This window comes from Streptomyces sp. NPDC049627, from assembly GCF_044465645.1.
In the GTDB taxonomy this organism is placed as follows: domain Bacteria; phylum Actinomycetota; class Actinomycetes; order Streptomycetales; family Streptomycetaceae; genus Streptomyces.
This window is the reverse complement of the sequence record NZ_JBITLW010000010.1, coordinates 249,623-264,879: the sequence shown is the minus strand read 5'-3', so window position 1 is coordinate 264,879 and position 15,257 is coordinate 249,623. Positions and strand designations below refer to the sequence as shown.

Below are 15,257 nucleotides of genomic sequence, written 5' to 3'. Positions count from 1 at the left end.
CAGCCGGGCGGAGAGCGCGAGGGACCATAGGTGGGGGCGGTGGAGCCGGTCATTCCGGTAGACCGAGATCCAACACAGGAGCCTTACGACCATGACGGTAACCAGCGAGCTCGACGACTCGTTCCACGTCTTCGACACCACCCTGCGCGACGGCGCCCAGCGGGAGGGCATCAACCTCACCGTCGCCGACAAGCTGGCCATCGCCCGTCACCTGGACGAGTTCGGCGTGGGCTTCATCGAGGGCGGCTGGCCCGGCGCCAACCCGAGGGACACCGAGTTCTTCGCGCGCGCCCGGCAGGAGATCGACTTCCGGCACGCCCAGCTGGTCGCGTTCGGCTCCACCCGCCGCGCGGGCGGCAAGGCCTCCGAGGACCCGCAGGTCAAGGCGCTCCTGGACTCCGGCGCCCCGGTGATCACCCTGGTCGCCAAGTCCCACGACCGGCACGTGGAGCTGGCCCTGCGCACCACCCTCGACGAGAACCTGGAGATGGTCCGCGACACGGTCGCGTACCTGCGCTCGCAGGGCCGCCGTGTCTTCGTCGACTGCGAGCACTTCTTCGACGGCTACCGCGCCAACCCCGAGTACGCGAAATCCGTCGTCCGTACGGCGTCGGAGGCCGGCGCGGACGTGGTGATCCTCTGCGACACGAACGGCGGCATGCTCCCCGCCCAGGTCCAGGCGGTCGTCTCGACCGTCCTCGCCGACACCGGCGCCCGCCTCGGCATCCACGCCCAGGACGACACGGGCTGCGCGGTGGCCAACACTCTCGCCGCCGTCGACGCGGGCGCGACCCACGTCCAGTGCACGGCCAACGGCTACGGCGAGCGCGTCGGCAACGCCAACCTCTTCCCGGTCGTGGCGGCCCTGGAGCTCAAGTACGGCAAGAAGGTCCTCCCCGAAGGACACCTGCGCGAGATGACGCGCATCAGCCACGCCATCGCGGAGGTCGTGAACCTCACCCCCTCCACCCACCAGCCCTACGTCGGCGTCTCGGCCTTCGCGCACAAGGCCGGCCTGCACGCCTCCGCGATCAAGGTCGACCCGGACCTGTACCAGCACATCGACCCCGAGCTGGTCGGCAACACCATGCGGATGCTGGTCTCCGACATGGCGGGCCGCGCCTCGGTCGAGCTCAAGGGCAAGGAACTCGGCATCGACCTGGGCGGCGACCGTGAGCTGGTCGGCCGCGTCGTCGAGCGGGTGAAGGAGCGCGAGCTCAAGGGCTACACGTACGAGGCGGCGGACGCTTCGTTCGAGCTGCTCCTGCGCGCGGAGGTCGAGGGCAGGCCCCTCAAGTACTTCGACGTCGAGTCCTGGCGCGCGATCGTCGAGGACCGCCCCGACGGCACCCACGCCAACGAGGCCACGGTCAAGCTCTTCGCCAAGGGCGAGCGCATCGTCGCCACGGCGGAGGGCAACGGCCCGGTCAACGCCCTGGACCGCGCCCTGCGCGTGGCCCTGGAGAAGATCTACCCCCAGCTCGCCAAGCTCGACCTCGTCGACTACAAGGTCCGCATCCTGGAGGGCGTCCACGGCACCCAGTCCACCACCCGCGTCCTGATCTCCACGTCCGACGGGGCGGGGGAGTGGTCCACGGTGGGCGTCGCCGACAACGTCATCGCGGCGTCGTGGCAGGCGCTGGAGGACGCGTACGCGTACGGGCTGCTGCGGGCCGGTGTGACGCCGGCGGAGTAGCCGACGTCGCCCGGCGTCGGTGCGGTCAGCGCTGGGGGCCTGCGGCCCCCAGACCCCCGCTTCGGCCCTGAAGGGGCCTCGTCCTCAAACGCCGGACGGGCTGCATGTGCCGCCCCGGCGCCGAGAGGCGGGGCTCAGCCCACGGCCCCGCACCACGCCCTACTGCATCTGCGCACGGGCACCGTTCGCCGACGAGTTGTCCGTCACGTCGAGGCACTTGCCCGCCAGGCCCACGAACGCGCCCTACTGTGAAGGGCCTTGGGTCTGCGTGCCCGACCAGGTGAAGGTCGCCGACGTCTTGCCCGGCAGCGAGTAAGTGGCGTGCTGTGAACCCCAGTTGATCGTCACCGTCTTGGCGGTCGACGCGTCGTTGTAGGCGATCAGCGCCTTCGAACCGTCGGGGTTCCGCCACGCCACGTTCGGCACGGACGACGATGCCGTGGACGCGATCCGCTGCGCGCCCGGCCGTACGAACTTCGTCAGATGGCCCATCGTGTAGTACTCGACGGTGTAGTCGACCTGCCCGTGCCGGGAGTCGCCGTTGTGGACGGTGATCAGGCCGTCGCAGACCCCGCAGCCGCCGTTGTGCGGCCCCCGGTTCTGGTCCACCGCCAGCGACCACTTCGTCACCGACTTCGCCCAGTTCCGTGTGTAGTCGACGATGTTCAGCATGTCCTCGCGCTGCTGGTCGGCGATCCAGGTGCCGCCCGAGTGCTCGGTGCCGAACGCGTCCAGCTGCGGGTACTGGTCGTGCACCCGCGTCTGCTTGTTCACGTCACCGCCGTAGCCGTGCCAGGCGATCCCGCCGAAGTTCGGGTGGGAGCGGATCGCCGCGTCGTCGACGGTCTGCGCGGCGTAGGCGTCGTAGGTGTCCCAGTTCCAGTCGTGCGCGAGCACCTTCGTCGACTGGCCCGCGCTCCGCAGCTTCGGCAGCAGCTCGTTCTTCGTGAAGTACGCCAGCCCGTTCGCGTTCCAGCTCATCGACGGATAACCCGAGCAGCAGGTCGGCTCGTTCTGCGCCGTGACGTACGCGACCGGGATGCCCTGGGCCTGGTAGGCCTGCACGTACTTCACGAAGTACGAGGCGTACGCCCCGTAGTACTCCGCCTTCAGCCAGCCCCCGTTGAGCTGCCCGCCGTCCTTCATCCAGGCGGGCGCCGTCCACGGCGAGGCCATCACCGTCAGGCCCGGGTTCAGCTGCCGTGCCTGCCTGGTCAGCGGCACGACGTCCTCCAGGTCATGTGCGATCGAGAACTCGGACAGATCCGCATCGGTCTGCCCGGCCGGCAGGTCGTCGAAGGTGTAGCCGAACCGGGCCAGGTCGGAGCCGCCCATGGGATTGCGCAGGAAGGACAGCCCGATGCCGTCCGTCGGGGAGAACAGCTTGCGCATCGTGTCGTCCTTCGCGGCCTGCGACAGCGCGCCGCTGCCGTCCATCAGCCAGGCCGCGGTGTCCGTGAAGGACGCACCGCCGCCGGTGAAGGTCTGATAGCGGGTGTTCTCGTCGACGGTGATGTTCTCACCACTGCCGCCGGAGCCGGACTGGAAGGCGAACGGTGTCTGCGCCTGCAGCCCGCGGACCACATGGCGTCCGCCGGCGTCGTCCGTCGTGGTGAGCCAGGCGGTGACCTGTTCGCCCGTGGCCTGCGCGGGGGTGGCCGCCGAGAAGCCGGCCGTGGTGAGGAGCCCGGCGCAAAGCAGCCCGAGCGTCCGAATGGATCTCCTCATGGAGCGCCGCCCTTCTGGAGTGGGGGATGGGGGCGTGCGAGGCGTGAGTAAATGACGGCTTCCTGGATGCGTCAAGGGGTTGCGCGTTCACGAGATGAAGGGACAACGTCCCTGATCCGGCCAGGACTTGAGCGACCACGGGTTCTGACGTGAAGTCTTGACGGCAATCGGCGCCCCCAGTTAACTCATGGCGTGAGGTAAGTCATCAGTGCCGCCTGAGAGTCGAGGGACGTCCATGCGAAGAACCGCCCTGCTCGTCTCCGCAGCCCTCTGCACCACCCTGCTCCCGCTCACCGCCGCCACCCCCGCGTCCGGCGCCGACGACCCCGCCCCGGTCCCCGTCGACCGCTTCGAGGGCGAGGTCCCGTTCGCGCGTCCGCCCGCCGAGGGCATCTTCACCTGGGGCAGCGACACCGACGACCCGCCCGCCCTGACGCTGACCGCCCGCGCCGACGCCCCCGAGGGCGGGAAGGTCCTGGCCGGCACGTACGACATCAGCGGCTACGGCGGTTTCACGCATGACTTCGCCTTCGCCGAGCCGGCCCACGACTGGTCGGCCCACAAGGGCCTCCGGCTGTGGTGGGAGGGCCACAACGACGGCAGGAAGATCCCCCTCGAACTCAAGGACGGCGGCGCCAACGGCGAGGCCTCCGAGCTGTGGACGACGTCCTTCACCGATGACTTCACCGGCTGGAAACAGATCGAGCTGCCCTTCACCGACTTCACGTATCGCACGGACTACCAGCCCGTCGGCGGCATCGACCACATCCTCGGCCTCACCGAGATCTGGGGCTACTCCGTCACCCTCCCCGTCGGCGTCAAGGGCGAGTTCGCCATGGACGGTGTCGAGCTGTACGGCAAGGCCGACCAGTCGCTCCGTGCCTCCGTCCTCACCGACGCCGCCGTGTACCCGGTGCGGGAGGGGGACACGGCGGCCGTGAGGATCTCGGTCGCCACCACCGGGTCCGCCCCGATCGAGGAGCCGGTGACCGTCACGTACGAGACGGCGGGCGGCACCGCGGACTCCGGCGAGGACTACACGCCGGTCGGCGGCACGGTCACCTTCCCCGCCGGCACCGTCTCCGGCACCTCCCGCACCGTCCGCATCGCCACCCTCGAGGACAGGTCCGCCGAACCCGCCGAGACGATCCCGCTGAAACTGACGGTCACCGGCGCCAAGGCCCCCGGCGAGACCCCGCAGGTCGTGGTCGACGCGCACGGACTGCCGTATCTGAACAGCAAGTTGCCCGTGAGGAAGCGCGTCGCCGACCTCCTCTCCCGCATGTCCCTGGCGGAGAAGGCCGGCCAGATGACCCAGGCCGAACGCGGGGCCCTGTCCAACCAGGGCGACATCGCCGCGTACGACCTCGGCTCGATCCTGTCGGGCGGCGGTTCGACGCCGACGCCCAACACCGCCGAGGCCTGGGCCGAGATGATCGACGGGTTCCAGCTGCGGGCGCAGGCCACCCGCTTCCAGATCCCCTTGATCTACGGCGTCGACGCGGTGCACGGCCACAACAACCTGGCCGGCGCGACGATCATGCCGCACAACGTCGGACTCGGTGCGACCCGCGACCCGGGCCTGGCCTACCGGGCGGGCGCGGTGACGGCCGCCGAGACACGGGCCACCGGCATCCCCTGGGACTTCGCGCCCTGCCTGTGCGTGACGCGGGACGACCGGTGGGGACGGGCGTACGAGTCCTTCGGTGAGGACCCGGCCCTCGTCGAGTCCATGGAGACGATCATCCAGGGCCTCCAGGGCGCCCCCGACGGCAAGGACCTGAAGGACGACGACAAGGTCCTCGCCACCGCCAAGCACTTCGTCGGCGACGGCGGCACCGCGTACGGCTCCTCCACCACCGGCACCTACACCGTCGACCAGGGCGTCACCAAGGTCACCCGGCAACAGCTGGAGGCCGTCCACCTGGCGCCGTACGAGACGGCCGTCGACCGCGGTGTCGGCACGGTCATGCCCTCGTACTCCTCGCTCGACCTGATCGGCGACGGTCAGGGCCCGGTCAGGATGCACGCCCGCGCCGACATGATCAACGGCGTGCTCAAGGACCGTATGGGTTTCGACGGCTTCGTGATCAGCGACTGGAACGGCATCGACCAGATCCCCGGCGACTACGCCTCCGACATCCGTACGGCGGTCAACGCCGGCCTCGACATGATCATGGCTCCGTACGCCTTCCGGGACTTCCGGACGACGCTCGTGCAGGAGGTCCGGGCCGGGCGTATCAGCGACAAGCGGATCGACGACGCCGTCTCCCGCATCCTCACCCAGAAGTTCCGCCTCGGCCTCTTCGAGAAGCCGTACGCCGACACCAGCGGCGCGTCGGAGATCGGGTCCGCCGAACACCGGGCCGTGGCCCGGAAGGCGGTGGCCGAGTCACAGGTGCTGCTGAAGAACGCGAACGGTGTGCTGCCCCTGAAGAAGTCGCAGAAGGTCTACGTCGCCGGATCCAACGCCGACGACATCGGCAACCAGAGCGGCGGCTGGACGATCACCTGGCAGGGCTCGTCCGGCGACATCACCCCCGGCACGACGATCCTGGAGGCCCTGCGGAAGAACGCCACCCGGCTGACCTGGTCCAAGGACGCCTCCGAGCCGCTGACCGGCTACGACGTCGGGGTGGTCGTCGTCGGCGAGACCCCGTACGCCGAGGGCGTCGGTGACGTCGGCAACGGCCACGACCTCCGGCTGAGCGCCGCCGACCGGGCCGCCGTCGACCGGGTGTGCGGCGCGATGAAGTGCGCGGTGCTGATCGTCTCCGGGCGCCCGCAGCTGATCGACGACGAGACGCTGGTCGGGATCGACGCGCTGGTCGCGTCCTGGCTGCCGGGCACCGAGGGCGACGGCGTCGCGGACGTCCTCTACGGCAAGCGGCCCTTCACCGGGCAGCTCCCCGTCACCTGGCCGAAGAGCGAGGCCCAGCTGCCGATCAACGTCGGGGACGCGTCGTACGACCCCAGGTTCCCCTACGGCTGGGGCCTGACCACGCTGACCAAGGTGCCCGGGGGCGGCGCCGCGACCCTGAAGGCGCTGGGCATCGCCGCCGCGGCCGCCGAGAAGGCCGGGGCGCAGGAGGCGGGGCGCGCGCTCGTCACCAAGGCCCGGCTGATCGTCCAGCAGAAGGCAGGGACGGAGATCACCGAGGCGGTGGCAAAGCCCTTCGCCGACGCCGACCATCTGCTGCTGACGGGCCGGTACGGGGCAGCGGTGGAGAGGCTGAGCGCGGCGTACCGGGCGGCGTGAGCCGTCGTGGGCGGCAGACAGCGGCACGGGATGCCGTAGGGGCCGGCGGTCGGGAGCAGGCCGGTCGGGAGGAGGTGGGTCGCGAGGAGGTCGGTCGCGGTGGGAATCCGCCCACCGGGACCGACGCCATCACCCGGCCCATCGGGTAGCGTCGAGGGTATGAGGACTCCGCTCTTCCGGGGCCTCATGCGCTCGCTGATCGTGCCGGTCGCCGCGGCTGCCGCGGTGTTCATGGCCGGCGCGCCCGGCGCACATGCGGCCACGGACCTTTCCCAGGTCGCCGAGGCGCTGCGCGAGGATCCTGTCTATGTGGCCCCCGCCGCCTCGGACCAGCTGTCGTCCGCGGACGCCGAAGCGCTCGCCGACAAGATCAAGGACGCCGACAAGCCGGTCTTCGTCGCCGTCCTCCCGGCCGATCAGCCGACGCAGAATCTCCTGCTGAACCTCCGTACCGAGACCGGTGTCACGGGCCTGTACGGCGTCCGCGTCGGTGACCGCTTCGACGCGGCGGCCGACTCCGTCGTGCTGTCCCGGCAGGGCGTGGACAACCTGGTCACCTCGGTGCAGGGCGCCGGCGACGCCAAGGCCCAGCTGAACGACTTCGTCGACGCGGCGCTGCGCAACGTGCGCGGCACGGCGCCCGCGAGCTGGAGCGACGGCGGGAGCACGGGCGTGGACGTCAGCGGGCTGATCGCGGTCGGCGTGGTGCTGGCGGCGGGCGGCGCGGGCGCGTACGCGCTGGTCCGGCGCAACCGGCGGCGCCACGAGGAGGAGCAGCGGGCGGCGCTGGAGAAGCTGCGGGTCGTGGTCGACGAGGACATCACCGCCTTCGGCGAGGAAATGGACCGCCTGGACTTCCACCCGGCCGAGCCCGGCGCCGACGACGCGATGCGCGCGGACTACGAACGCGCCCTGGACGCCTACGAGCAGGCGCGGCGGCTCATGGACGGCGCCCGCAGACCGGAGGACGTCAAGGCGGTCACCCAGGCCCTGGCGGACGGCCGCTTCTCCCTCACCCAGCTGGCCGCCCGCCGGGATCACCGGCCCCTGCCGGAACGCCGCCCGCCCTGCTTCTTCGACCCGCGGCACGGAACGGCGGTGGCCGACGAGACCTGGACGCCGCCCGGCGGAACCCCGCGTGAGGTCCCGGTCTGCGCGGCCGACCGGACCCGCCTGGCCGCCGGCCGCGACCCCGTGGTCCGCGAGGTGGACACGGAGTACGGCCGCCGGCCGTACTGGGAGGCCGGCCCCGCCTACGGCCCCTGGGCCGGCGGCTACTTCGGCGGCGGCATCCTTCCCGGTCTGCTCATCGGCACGATGCTGGGCAGCATGATGGCCACGCCGTCCTACGCGGCCGACTACGGGGCGGGGTACGGGTACGGCGGCGGCGGTTACGAGGGCGGCGACGTGTCCGGGGCGGACTTCGACGCCGGGGACTTCGGGGGCGGGTTCGACGGCGGAGGGTTCGGTGGCGGGGACTTCGGCGGGGGAGGGTTCGACGGCGGCGGAGGATTCTGATCCGTACCTGCCACAGGTACGGATCAGGTGCGGCATCAGGTACGGATCAGATACGGACACGGGCCCGGCGTCGGAGGACGCCGGGCCCGTGCATGCGACGTGTGTCAGAGACCGGCCGCCGCCGACGCGATCGCGGAGGCGAAGGTCGAGACCTCGGTGTAGACGCCGGGGGCGTTCGGGCGGGCGCAGCCTATGCCCCAGCTGACGATGCCGACCTGGATCCAGGCGTTGTTGGCGTCGCGGCGGAACATCGGGCCGCCGGAGTCGCCCTGACAGGTGTCGACGCCGCCCTGCGGGTAGCCGGCGCAGATCTCCTCGTTGGCGATGAGGCCGCTGTAGCCGCTGTAGGAGCGGCACTGGGCGTCGCTGACGAACGGCACGTTGGCCTTGAGCATGTAGCGCTGCTGGCCGCCGCCCTCGGTGGCCGCGCCCCAGCCGGCGACGGTGAAGGTGCCGGTGTTGTACTGCGTGGTGGTGGCGATCTTCAGGGTCGGCAGATTGATGGGCTGGGCGAGCTTGATGAGGGCCCAGTCCTTGCCGTCGCCGTTGTATCCGGGGGCCCGGTACACGTACGTGGAGCGGACCTGGACGCGGCCGCTGGTGGACTGCAGGTCCACGACGCCCGCGGTGGCGGTGATGCTGGTGTTGGGGCCGGTCGAGCCCACGCAGTGCGCGGCGGTGAGCACGATCTGCTGGGTGTAGAGCGCGCCGCCACAGCCCATGGAGAGCCGGACCATGAACGGGAACTCGCCCTGCGCGGCACGGGTTCCGCCGACCACGGGCTGCGGAGCGGCCTCAGCGGCCGAGACGGGCTGAAGGCTGGCGATCGCCAGAGCGGTGGCGCCGATGGCCGCGCATCTCTTGAGCGCGGTGAGGAGCTTCTTCAACGTGATGCCTTCCGTGGGGGGTTGGACATGCGAACGTGGAGAGCGCTGGTCTGTCAGGGGCATGCCACGCAAGGGGAAAGGAGAGGGAAAGAGCTGCCCTCCTTGTGGCATGCGCCGGTCAAATGTGTTGCTGGATTATGGGAAGGCCGGGTGCGCCCCGACAAGTGGCCAAATCCGGCCACCCCCGCCAGGCCGTGTCCGACCTAAGGCCTGGCGTCCGGGAACCGCCGTCCGTACCGCTCCCCGGCGGCATGCCACCAGCCGGGCGGCGACGGTGCGTTGACGACGGCGGTCGGCTGATCCGGGTGCAGCCCGAGCCGCCGCAGGGCACCGGCATCGGCATGGACCGTGATCCACGCGTGCCAGTGCCCATCGGGACCGGGCGCGCACACCCGGTCCCAGCGGACCTCCCCCGCGGTGAACGGCATCCAGTCGATGCCGCGTTCACGCAGTCAGGCGCGAACGGCGGCCAAGGGGTGGGGGCGCCCCGTCCGGATCTCGTACGAGGTGATGGCGACCCATGCGGAAGAGGGCCGGGACGTGATGGTCATGCCGGCCATGATGTCGAAGCCCGACGCCTGACCGCGCCCCGATTTCCCCGCCCGGCAGGTCCGCCCGCCACGCCGGCCACGGCGAGGGCCGTCGCGACCAGCACGGCACTGATCCACAGGGGCGACCGGTACCCGAGGCCGGCCCCGATGGCCGTACCGCCGAGCCATGGCCCCAGTGCGGCGCCCACGTTGAACGCGGCCGTGGCGAAGCCGTCGGCCAGTGTGGGGGCGCCGGGCGCGGCGTAGAGCGCCTGGGCGATCAGCACGGACCCGACGCCGAAGGACAGGGCGCCCTGCCCGCAGACGAACGCGAGCGCCACGGCCGGCGTTCCGGCACCGAGCGCGAAGGCCCCCCAGCCGAGGCACAGCATGCCTCCCCCTCCGACCAGCACCGCACCGGCCCACCGGTCGGCCAGCCGCCCCCCGGCAGCGACACCCGCGAACGACCCCGCCCCGAACAGCGCGGCCGACCTCCACGGCGCCGATCTTTCCGGCGCGGACCTGGCCAACAACGAACTCAGCGGCGCCGACATGCAGGGCGCCGATCTTTCCGGCGCGCACCTGACCCACGTCGATCTCGTCAGCGGCGACCTCACGGGGGCCGACCTCTCCGGTGCCGACCTGACGGGTGCCACCCTCACCTTCGCCGAGCTCGGGCAGGCCGACCTGACCGGGGCGAAGTACTCGTCCACGACCGAGTGGCCCCTCGGCTACCGGCCGCCCAGGACCGCCCGCCGGCAGGGCTGAGCGGGCGGTCCCGGCCGGCCTTCCGCGGGCCGTGGAGGTCCAGGCCGCAGGTGCCGGCGGTGTCGACGTGGGCTCACGCGTTCTTGATCGCCGAGATGTCGAAGTTCAGCTTGATCTTGTCGGAGATCAGTACGCCGCCCGTCTCCAGGGCCGCGTTCCAGGTCAGACCCCACTCGGAGCGCTTGATCTCCGCCTTGCCCTCGAAGCCGACGCGCTCGTTGCCGAAGGGGTCCTTCGCCGCGCCGTTGAACTCCAGGTCGATGGTGATCGGCTTGGTGGTGCCGAGGATCGTCAGGTCGCCGGTGATGCGGTAGTCCTCGCCGCCGAGGGCCTCGGCCGCGGTCGAGCGGAAGGTCATCGTCGGGAACTCGTCGATCTTGAAGAAGTCGGCGCTCTTGAGGTGGCCGTCGCGGTCCGCGGAGCCGGTGTCGATGCTGTCCATCTTGACGTCGATGGACGCCGTGGACGCGGACGGGTCACTGCCGTCCAGGTGGAGCGAGCCGCTGAAGTCGAGGAACTTGCCCTTGACGTTGGTGACCATGGCGTGGCGGACGGTGAAGCCGATGGTGGAGTGGGCCGTGTCGATCGTGTAGTCGCCGGTCAGTGCGGAGAGGTCGGTGTTCACCATGACGTGCTCCTTCGAGAGAATGTCGAGGATGTTGAATCTTGAACTACATCAACGCGACCGACCCTAGACCTATTCCGTTCAGGATTCAACATCATCCGCAAGGTGTTGGCGTGATTACTGTGAGGTGGTAGATGCCCAGGGCATGAACCCACCCATGAACCCACAGCGAAGAGCCTCGAGAGCCTTCGGAAGAGCCTCCACGGGGCCCAGCCGCCGAGCCGTCTTACTCGCTGCCGCGCTCCTGAGCGCCCCCGCTCCCGCCGCCCGCGCCGCCGTCGCAGACCCCTACGACACCCTCCGCCTGCGCTGGCTCGACATCGCCCTCGGCACCGGCTACGACCCCGAGGCAGAGCCGTACGCCTCCCGCCTCGCCGAAACCGGCACCCTCGCCCGCGCCTTCCAGGCCACCATGGCCCCCACCCCCATCTCGCTGTGGCCCGGCCACCCCTACGACCCGCCCGCCGGCATCACCCAGAGCTACGGCCGCCTGTGGACCATGGCCCAGGCCTACGTCCAGCCGGGCACCGGCTCCACCGCCGACCCCGCCCTGCTCGCCGACGTCCTGCGCGGCCTCGACCACCTCTCCGCCACCGTCTACAACCCCTCCACCACCCGCTACGGCAACTGGTGGGAGTGGCAGATCGGCAGCCCCCGTCTGCTGATGGACCTCATGGCCGCCCTGTACGGCCACCTCGGCGACGCCCGGATCGCCGCCGCCTGCGCGGCCGTCGACCACTTCGTCCCGGACGCGATGCTCACCGACTACTCCGGCACCTCCACCGGCGCCAACCGCGTCGACCTGTGCCGCAGCGTCGCCCTGCGCGGCATCCTCGGCCGGACACCCGCGAAGATCGCGCTCGCCCGTGACGCGCTCTCGCCGGTCTTCCCGTACGTCACGAAGGGCGACGGCCTCTACGCCGACGGCTCCTTCGTCCAGCACACCTGGGTCGCCTACTCCGGCACCTACGGCCAGGTCCTCCTCGACGGCCTCGGCCGTCTCTTCGCCCTGCTCGCCGGATCCGAGTGGGCGGTGACCGACCCGCACAAGCAGATCGTCCTCGACAGCGTCGAGCGTGCCTACGCCCCCCTCGTCCACGACGGCTTGATGATGGACAGCGTCAACGGCCGTGCCATCAGCCGCGGTTACCTCAAGAGCGACGAGCGGCACGTGATGCGCAGCGACCACTTCCACGGCCAGGGCGTCATCGCCGCCATGGCCCTCCTCGCGACCGGGGCGAGCGCGGCGGAACGGGAGCGCTGGTACGGCCGTATCAAGGGATGGATCGAACGGGACACCGTCACACCACTCTTGACGGCCCGTCAGTTCGGCGTCGCCGACCTCGCCCGACTGCACGCGGTCGCCGCCTCGCCGGTCCCCGCCGCGCCCGAGCCCACCGGCCACCACCTCTTCGCCGCGATGGACCGGGCAGTGCACCGCCGCCCGGGCTTCGTCGCGAACATCGCCATGGCCAGTGACCGCATCGCCCACTACGAGTGCGGCAACGGCGAGAACCCGCGCGGCTGGCACACGGGAGCCGGGATGCTCTCCTGGTGGACGCAGGGCCAGGGTGACCAGTACACGGACTGGTACTGGCCGACCGTCGACTGGTACCGCCTCCCCGGTACGACCGTCTCCAGCAAGCGCCTTCCCGACAAGGCGGGCGGCGAGTGGGGCGAGCCCAAGCCGGACGTGCGGTGGGTCGGGGGCACGACGGACGGCGAGTACGCGGCGATCGGGCAGCACGTGAAAGGACTGGGCTCGACCCTCCAAGCCCGCAAGTCGTGGTTCTGCGTCGCCGACGCCGTGATCTGCCTCGGCGCCGGGATCAGCTGCACCGACGGCGTCCCCGTCGAGACGGTCGTCGACAACCGCAATCTGGGGGAGCGCGGCTCCCAGGCCTTCGTACGCGGACCCGGCTGGGCCCACCTGGCGGGCCACGGCGGCTGGGTGGTGCCGTACGGCGATCTGCGCACCCTGCGCGAGGACCGCACCGGCGCCTGGTCCGACATCAACACCGGCAGTACGACGGAGCGCCGCACCCGCCGCTGGCAGACCCTCTGGCTGGACCACGGCACGGACCCGGCCGACGCGACGTACGTCTACCTGCTCATGCCCGGCGCCGGCCGGCATACGGTGGCCGCCCGGGCCGCCGACCGGCGGTGGCTGTCGATCCTCGCCAACGACGCGGCGTGCCAGGCGGTCCGCGTCCCCTCCCTCGGCCTGACGGCAGCGAACTTCTGGCAGCCCGGCACATCCGGCCCGCTCACCGCCTCCGCCGGCGCGAGCGTGCTGCTCCGCCGCCGCGGCCGCAGCGCTACGCTCTGCGTGAGCGAACCGCCGCGCACGGGCGAGCCGCTGGAGATCACCTGGGACCATCCGGTACGCCGGATCCTGCGGGCGGACGACTCGGTCGAGGTCCTCTCGACAGGCCGCCGACTGCGCGTCCGTGTCACCCCGGGGATGGTATGTACGAGCCATCGATGTGAGGTGGCTCTCGGCTGACGTCTTTGTGCGACCCCGACAATCCGCATGCCCTCTGAGCAGTCGGAAGGGCTGCATGCCGCGATGGTTCTGTTCAGTGGTACCAGGAAAACGCTCCGGAGACTGTACGGAGTCAACGGCTCGCTTTCCTTCGTGTCCTTCGTAAGGTCGCTACATGACCGTTTTGGAAGAGGCACCGGGTGAGCCGATCGACGCCCGCGGGCGGACCGCCGAGCTGCACGAGATCCGTGCGCAGGCGCTGGCCGGCCCGAGCGAGAAGGCGACCGCGGCGCAGCACGCCAAGGGCAAGCTGACCGCCCGGGAGCGGATCGAGCTGCTGCTGGACGCGGGCTCCTTCCGGGAGGTCGAGCAGCTGCGCCGGCACCGCGCCCAGGGCTTCGGTCTGGAGGCCAAGAAGCCGTACACCGACGGTGTCATCACCGGCTGGGGCACGGTGGAGGGCCGTACGGTCTTCGTCTACGCCCATGACTTCCGCATCTTCGGCGGCGCGCTGGGCGAGGCCCACGCCACCAAGATCCACAAGATCATGGACATGGCCATCGCGGCGGGCGCACCCCTGGTGTCGCTCAACGACGGTGCGGGTGCCCGCATCCAGGAGGGCGTCTCCGCCCTCGCCGGCTACGGCGGCATCTTCCAGCGCAACACCAAGGCCAGCGGCGTCATCCCGCAGATCTCGGTCATGCTCGGTCCCTGCGCGGGCGGCGCGGCGTACTCGCCCGCCCTGACCGACTTCGTCTTCATGGTCCGCGAGACCTCCCAGATGTTCATCACCGGCCCGGACGTGGTCAAGGCGGTGACCGGCGAGGAGATCACCCAGAACGGCCTGGGCGGCGCCGACGTGCACGCCGAGACCTCCGGCGTCTGCCACTTCGCGTACGACGACGAGGAGACGTGCATCGCGGAGGTCCGCTACCTCCTGTCGCTGCTGCCCCAGAACAACCGCGAGAACCCGCCCCGGGTCGACTCCACGGACGCCGCCGACCGCCGCTCGGACGTCCTGCTGGACCTGGTCCCGGCGGACGGCAACCGGCCGTACGACATGGCGAAGGTCATCGAGGAGATCGTCGACGACGGCGATTACCTGGAGGTCCACGAGCGCTGGGCGCGGAACATCATCTGCGCGCTGGCCCGGCTGGACGGCCAGGTGGTCGGCATCATCGCCAACCAGCCGCAGGTGCTCGCGGGTGTGCTGGACATCGAGGCCAGCGAAAAGGCCGCGCGCTTCGTGCAGATGTGCGACGCCTTCAACATCCCGATCGTCACTCTTCTGGACGTACCCGGCTTCCTGCCCGGTGTCGACCAGGAGCACGGTGGAATCATCCGCCACGGCGCGAAGCTCCTCTACGCCTACTGCAACGCGACCGTGCCGCGGATCTCGCTGATCCTGCGCAAGGCGTACGGAGGTGCCTACATCGTCATGGACAGCCAGTCCATCGGGGCCGACCTCACCTACGCCTGGCCGACGAACGAGATCGCCGTGATGGGCGCGGAGGGCGCGGCCAACGTCATCTTCCGCCGGCAGATCGCCGAGGCCGAGGACCCCGACGCCATGCGGGCCCGCATGGTCAAGGAGTACAAGTCCGAGCTGATGCATCCGTACTACGCGGCCGAGCGCGGTCTCGTCGACGACGTGATCGACCCCTCGGAAACCCGCGAGGTGCTGATCAAGTCCCTGGCGATGCTCCAGACCAAGCACGCCGACCTGCCCTCCCGCAAGCACGGCAACCCCCCGCAGTAACC

Annotated in this window: 10 protein-coding genes and 1 pseudogene; 6 read left to right on the top strand and 5 right to left on the bottom strand. The window is 70.7% G+C overall.

Translation table 11 applies throughout. The features are described 5' to 3' along the window. Positions 1–91: 91 nt before the first annotated feature. Complete coding sequence (gene cimA / locus ACIBU0_RS27595) at positions 92–1,696, top strand: citramalate synthase (RefSeq protein WP_398823409.1); 1,605 nt, start codon at positions 92–94, stop codon at positions 1,694–1,696. Positions 1,697–1,861: 165 nt separating this feature from the next. On the opposite strand, the pseudogene ACIBU0_RS27590 reads toward cimA, so the two are convergent. Further along, positions 1,862–3,424: pseudogene (locus tag ACIBU0_RS27590) on the bottom strand (glycoside hydrolase family 30 beta sandwich domain-containing protein); the annotation flags it as partial. A gap of 235 nt (positions 3,425–3,659) precedes the next feature. Here ACIBU0_RS27590 and ACIBU0_RS27585 point away from each other — a divergent pair. Continuing rightward, positions 3,660–6,683: a glycoside hydrolase family 3 protein gene (locus ACIBU0_RS27585; protein WP_398823407.1), complete on the top strand. Its 3,024-nt coding sequence runs from the start codon at positions 3,660–3,662 to the stop codon at positions 6,681–6,683. A gap of 159 nt (positions 6,684–6,842) precedes the next feature. Next, the gene (locus ACIBU0_RS27580) at positions 6,843–8,201 is read left to right on the top strand and encodes a hypothetical protein (protein WP_398823404.1); all 1,359 of its coding nucleotides are present in this window, start codon (positions 6,843–6,845) and stop codon (positions 8,199–8,201) included. 104 nt (positions 8,202–8,305) lie between these two features. Here the strand turns inward: ACIBU0_RS27580 and ACIBU0_RS27575 are convergent, their stop codons facing one another. The 3 genes from ACIBU0_RS27575 to ACIBU0_RS27565 all read right to left on the bottom strand — a co-directional run bounded on the left by ACIBU0_RS27575 (position 8,306) and on the right by ACIBU0_RS27565 (position 10,010). Next, positions 8,306–9,088 carry a S1 family peptidase gene (locus tag ACIBU0_RS27575; RefSeq protein WP_398823402.1) on the bottom strand — a complete coding sequence of 261 codons (783 nt, stop codon included), beginning with the start codon at positions 9,086–9,088 and terminating at the stop codon, positions 8,306–8,308. Between the two features lie 203 nt (positions 9,089–9,291). Further along, positions 9,292–9,516, bottom strand: a complete 225-nt coding sequence (locus ACIBU0_RS27570; RefSeq protein WP_398823399.1) for a hypothetical protein — start codon at positions 9,514–9,516, stop codon at positions 9,292–9,294. A gap of 119 nt (positions 9,517–9,635) precedes the next feature. After that, complete coding sequence (locus ACIBU0_RS27565) at positions 9,636–10,010, bottom strand: hypothetical protein (protein WP_398823397.1); 375 nt, start codon at positions 10,008–10,010, stop codon at positions 9,636–9,638. Between ACIBU0_RS27565 and ACIBU0_RS27560 the strand changes: the two genes are divergently transcribed. Beyond that, positions 10,009–10,386, top strand: coding sequence for a pentapeptide repeat-containing protein (locus tag ACIBU0_RS27560; RefSeq protein ID WP_398823395.1), 378 nt, complete (start codon positions 10,009–10,011; stop codon positions 10,384–10,386). The two genes, ACIBU0_RS27565 and ACIBU0_RS27560, sit on opposite strands and share 2 nt — an antisense overlap. Positions 10,387–10,459: 73 nt before the next feature. Here ACIBU0_RS27560 and ACIBU0_RS27555 read toward each other — a convergent pair whose 3' ends face one another. Continuing rightward, on the bottom strand, positions 10,460–11,014 hold the full coding sequence (locus ACIBU0_RS27555) for a YceI family protein (protein ID WP_398823392.1): 555 nt from the start codon (positions 11,012–11,014) through the stop codon (positions 10,460–10,462). Between the two features lie 154 nt (positions 11,015–11,168). Here ACIBU0_RS27555 and ACIBU0_RS27550 point away from each other — a divergent pair, with 154 nt between their 5' ends. Both ACIBU0_RS27550 and ACIBU0_RS27545 read left to right on the top strand, forming a co-directional pair. Continuing rightward, positions 11,169–13,517 carry a polysaccharide lyase 8 family protein gene (locus tag ACIBU0_RS27550; protein ID WP_398823389.1) on the top strand — a complete coding sequence of 783 codons (2,349 nt, stop codon included), beginning with the start codon at positions 11,169–11,171 and terminating at the stop codon, positions 13,515–13,517. Positions 13,518–13,671: 154 nt separating this feature from the next. Then, positions 13,672–15,255 (top strand): acyl-CoA carboxylase subunit beta, encoded by a 1,584-nt coding sequence (locus ACIBU0_RS27545; RefSeq protein WP_398823386.1) that lies wholly within the window; start codon positions 13,672–13,674, stop codon positions 15,253–15,255. Positions 15,256–15,257: the final 2 nt, after the last annotated feature.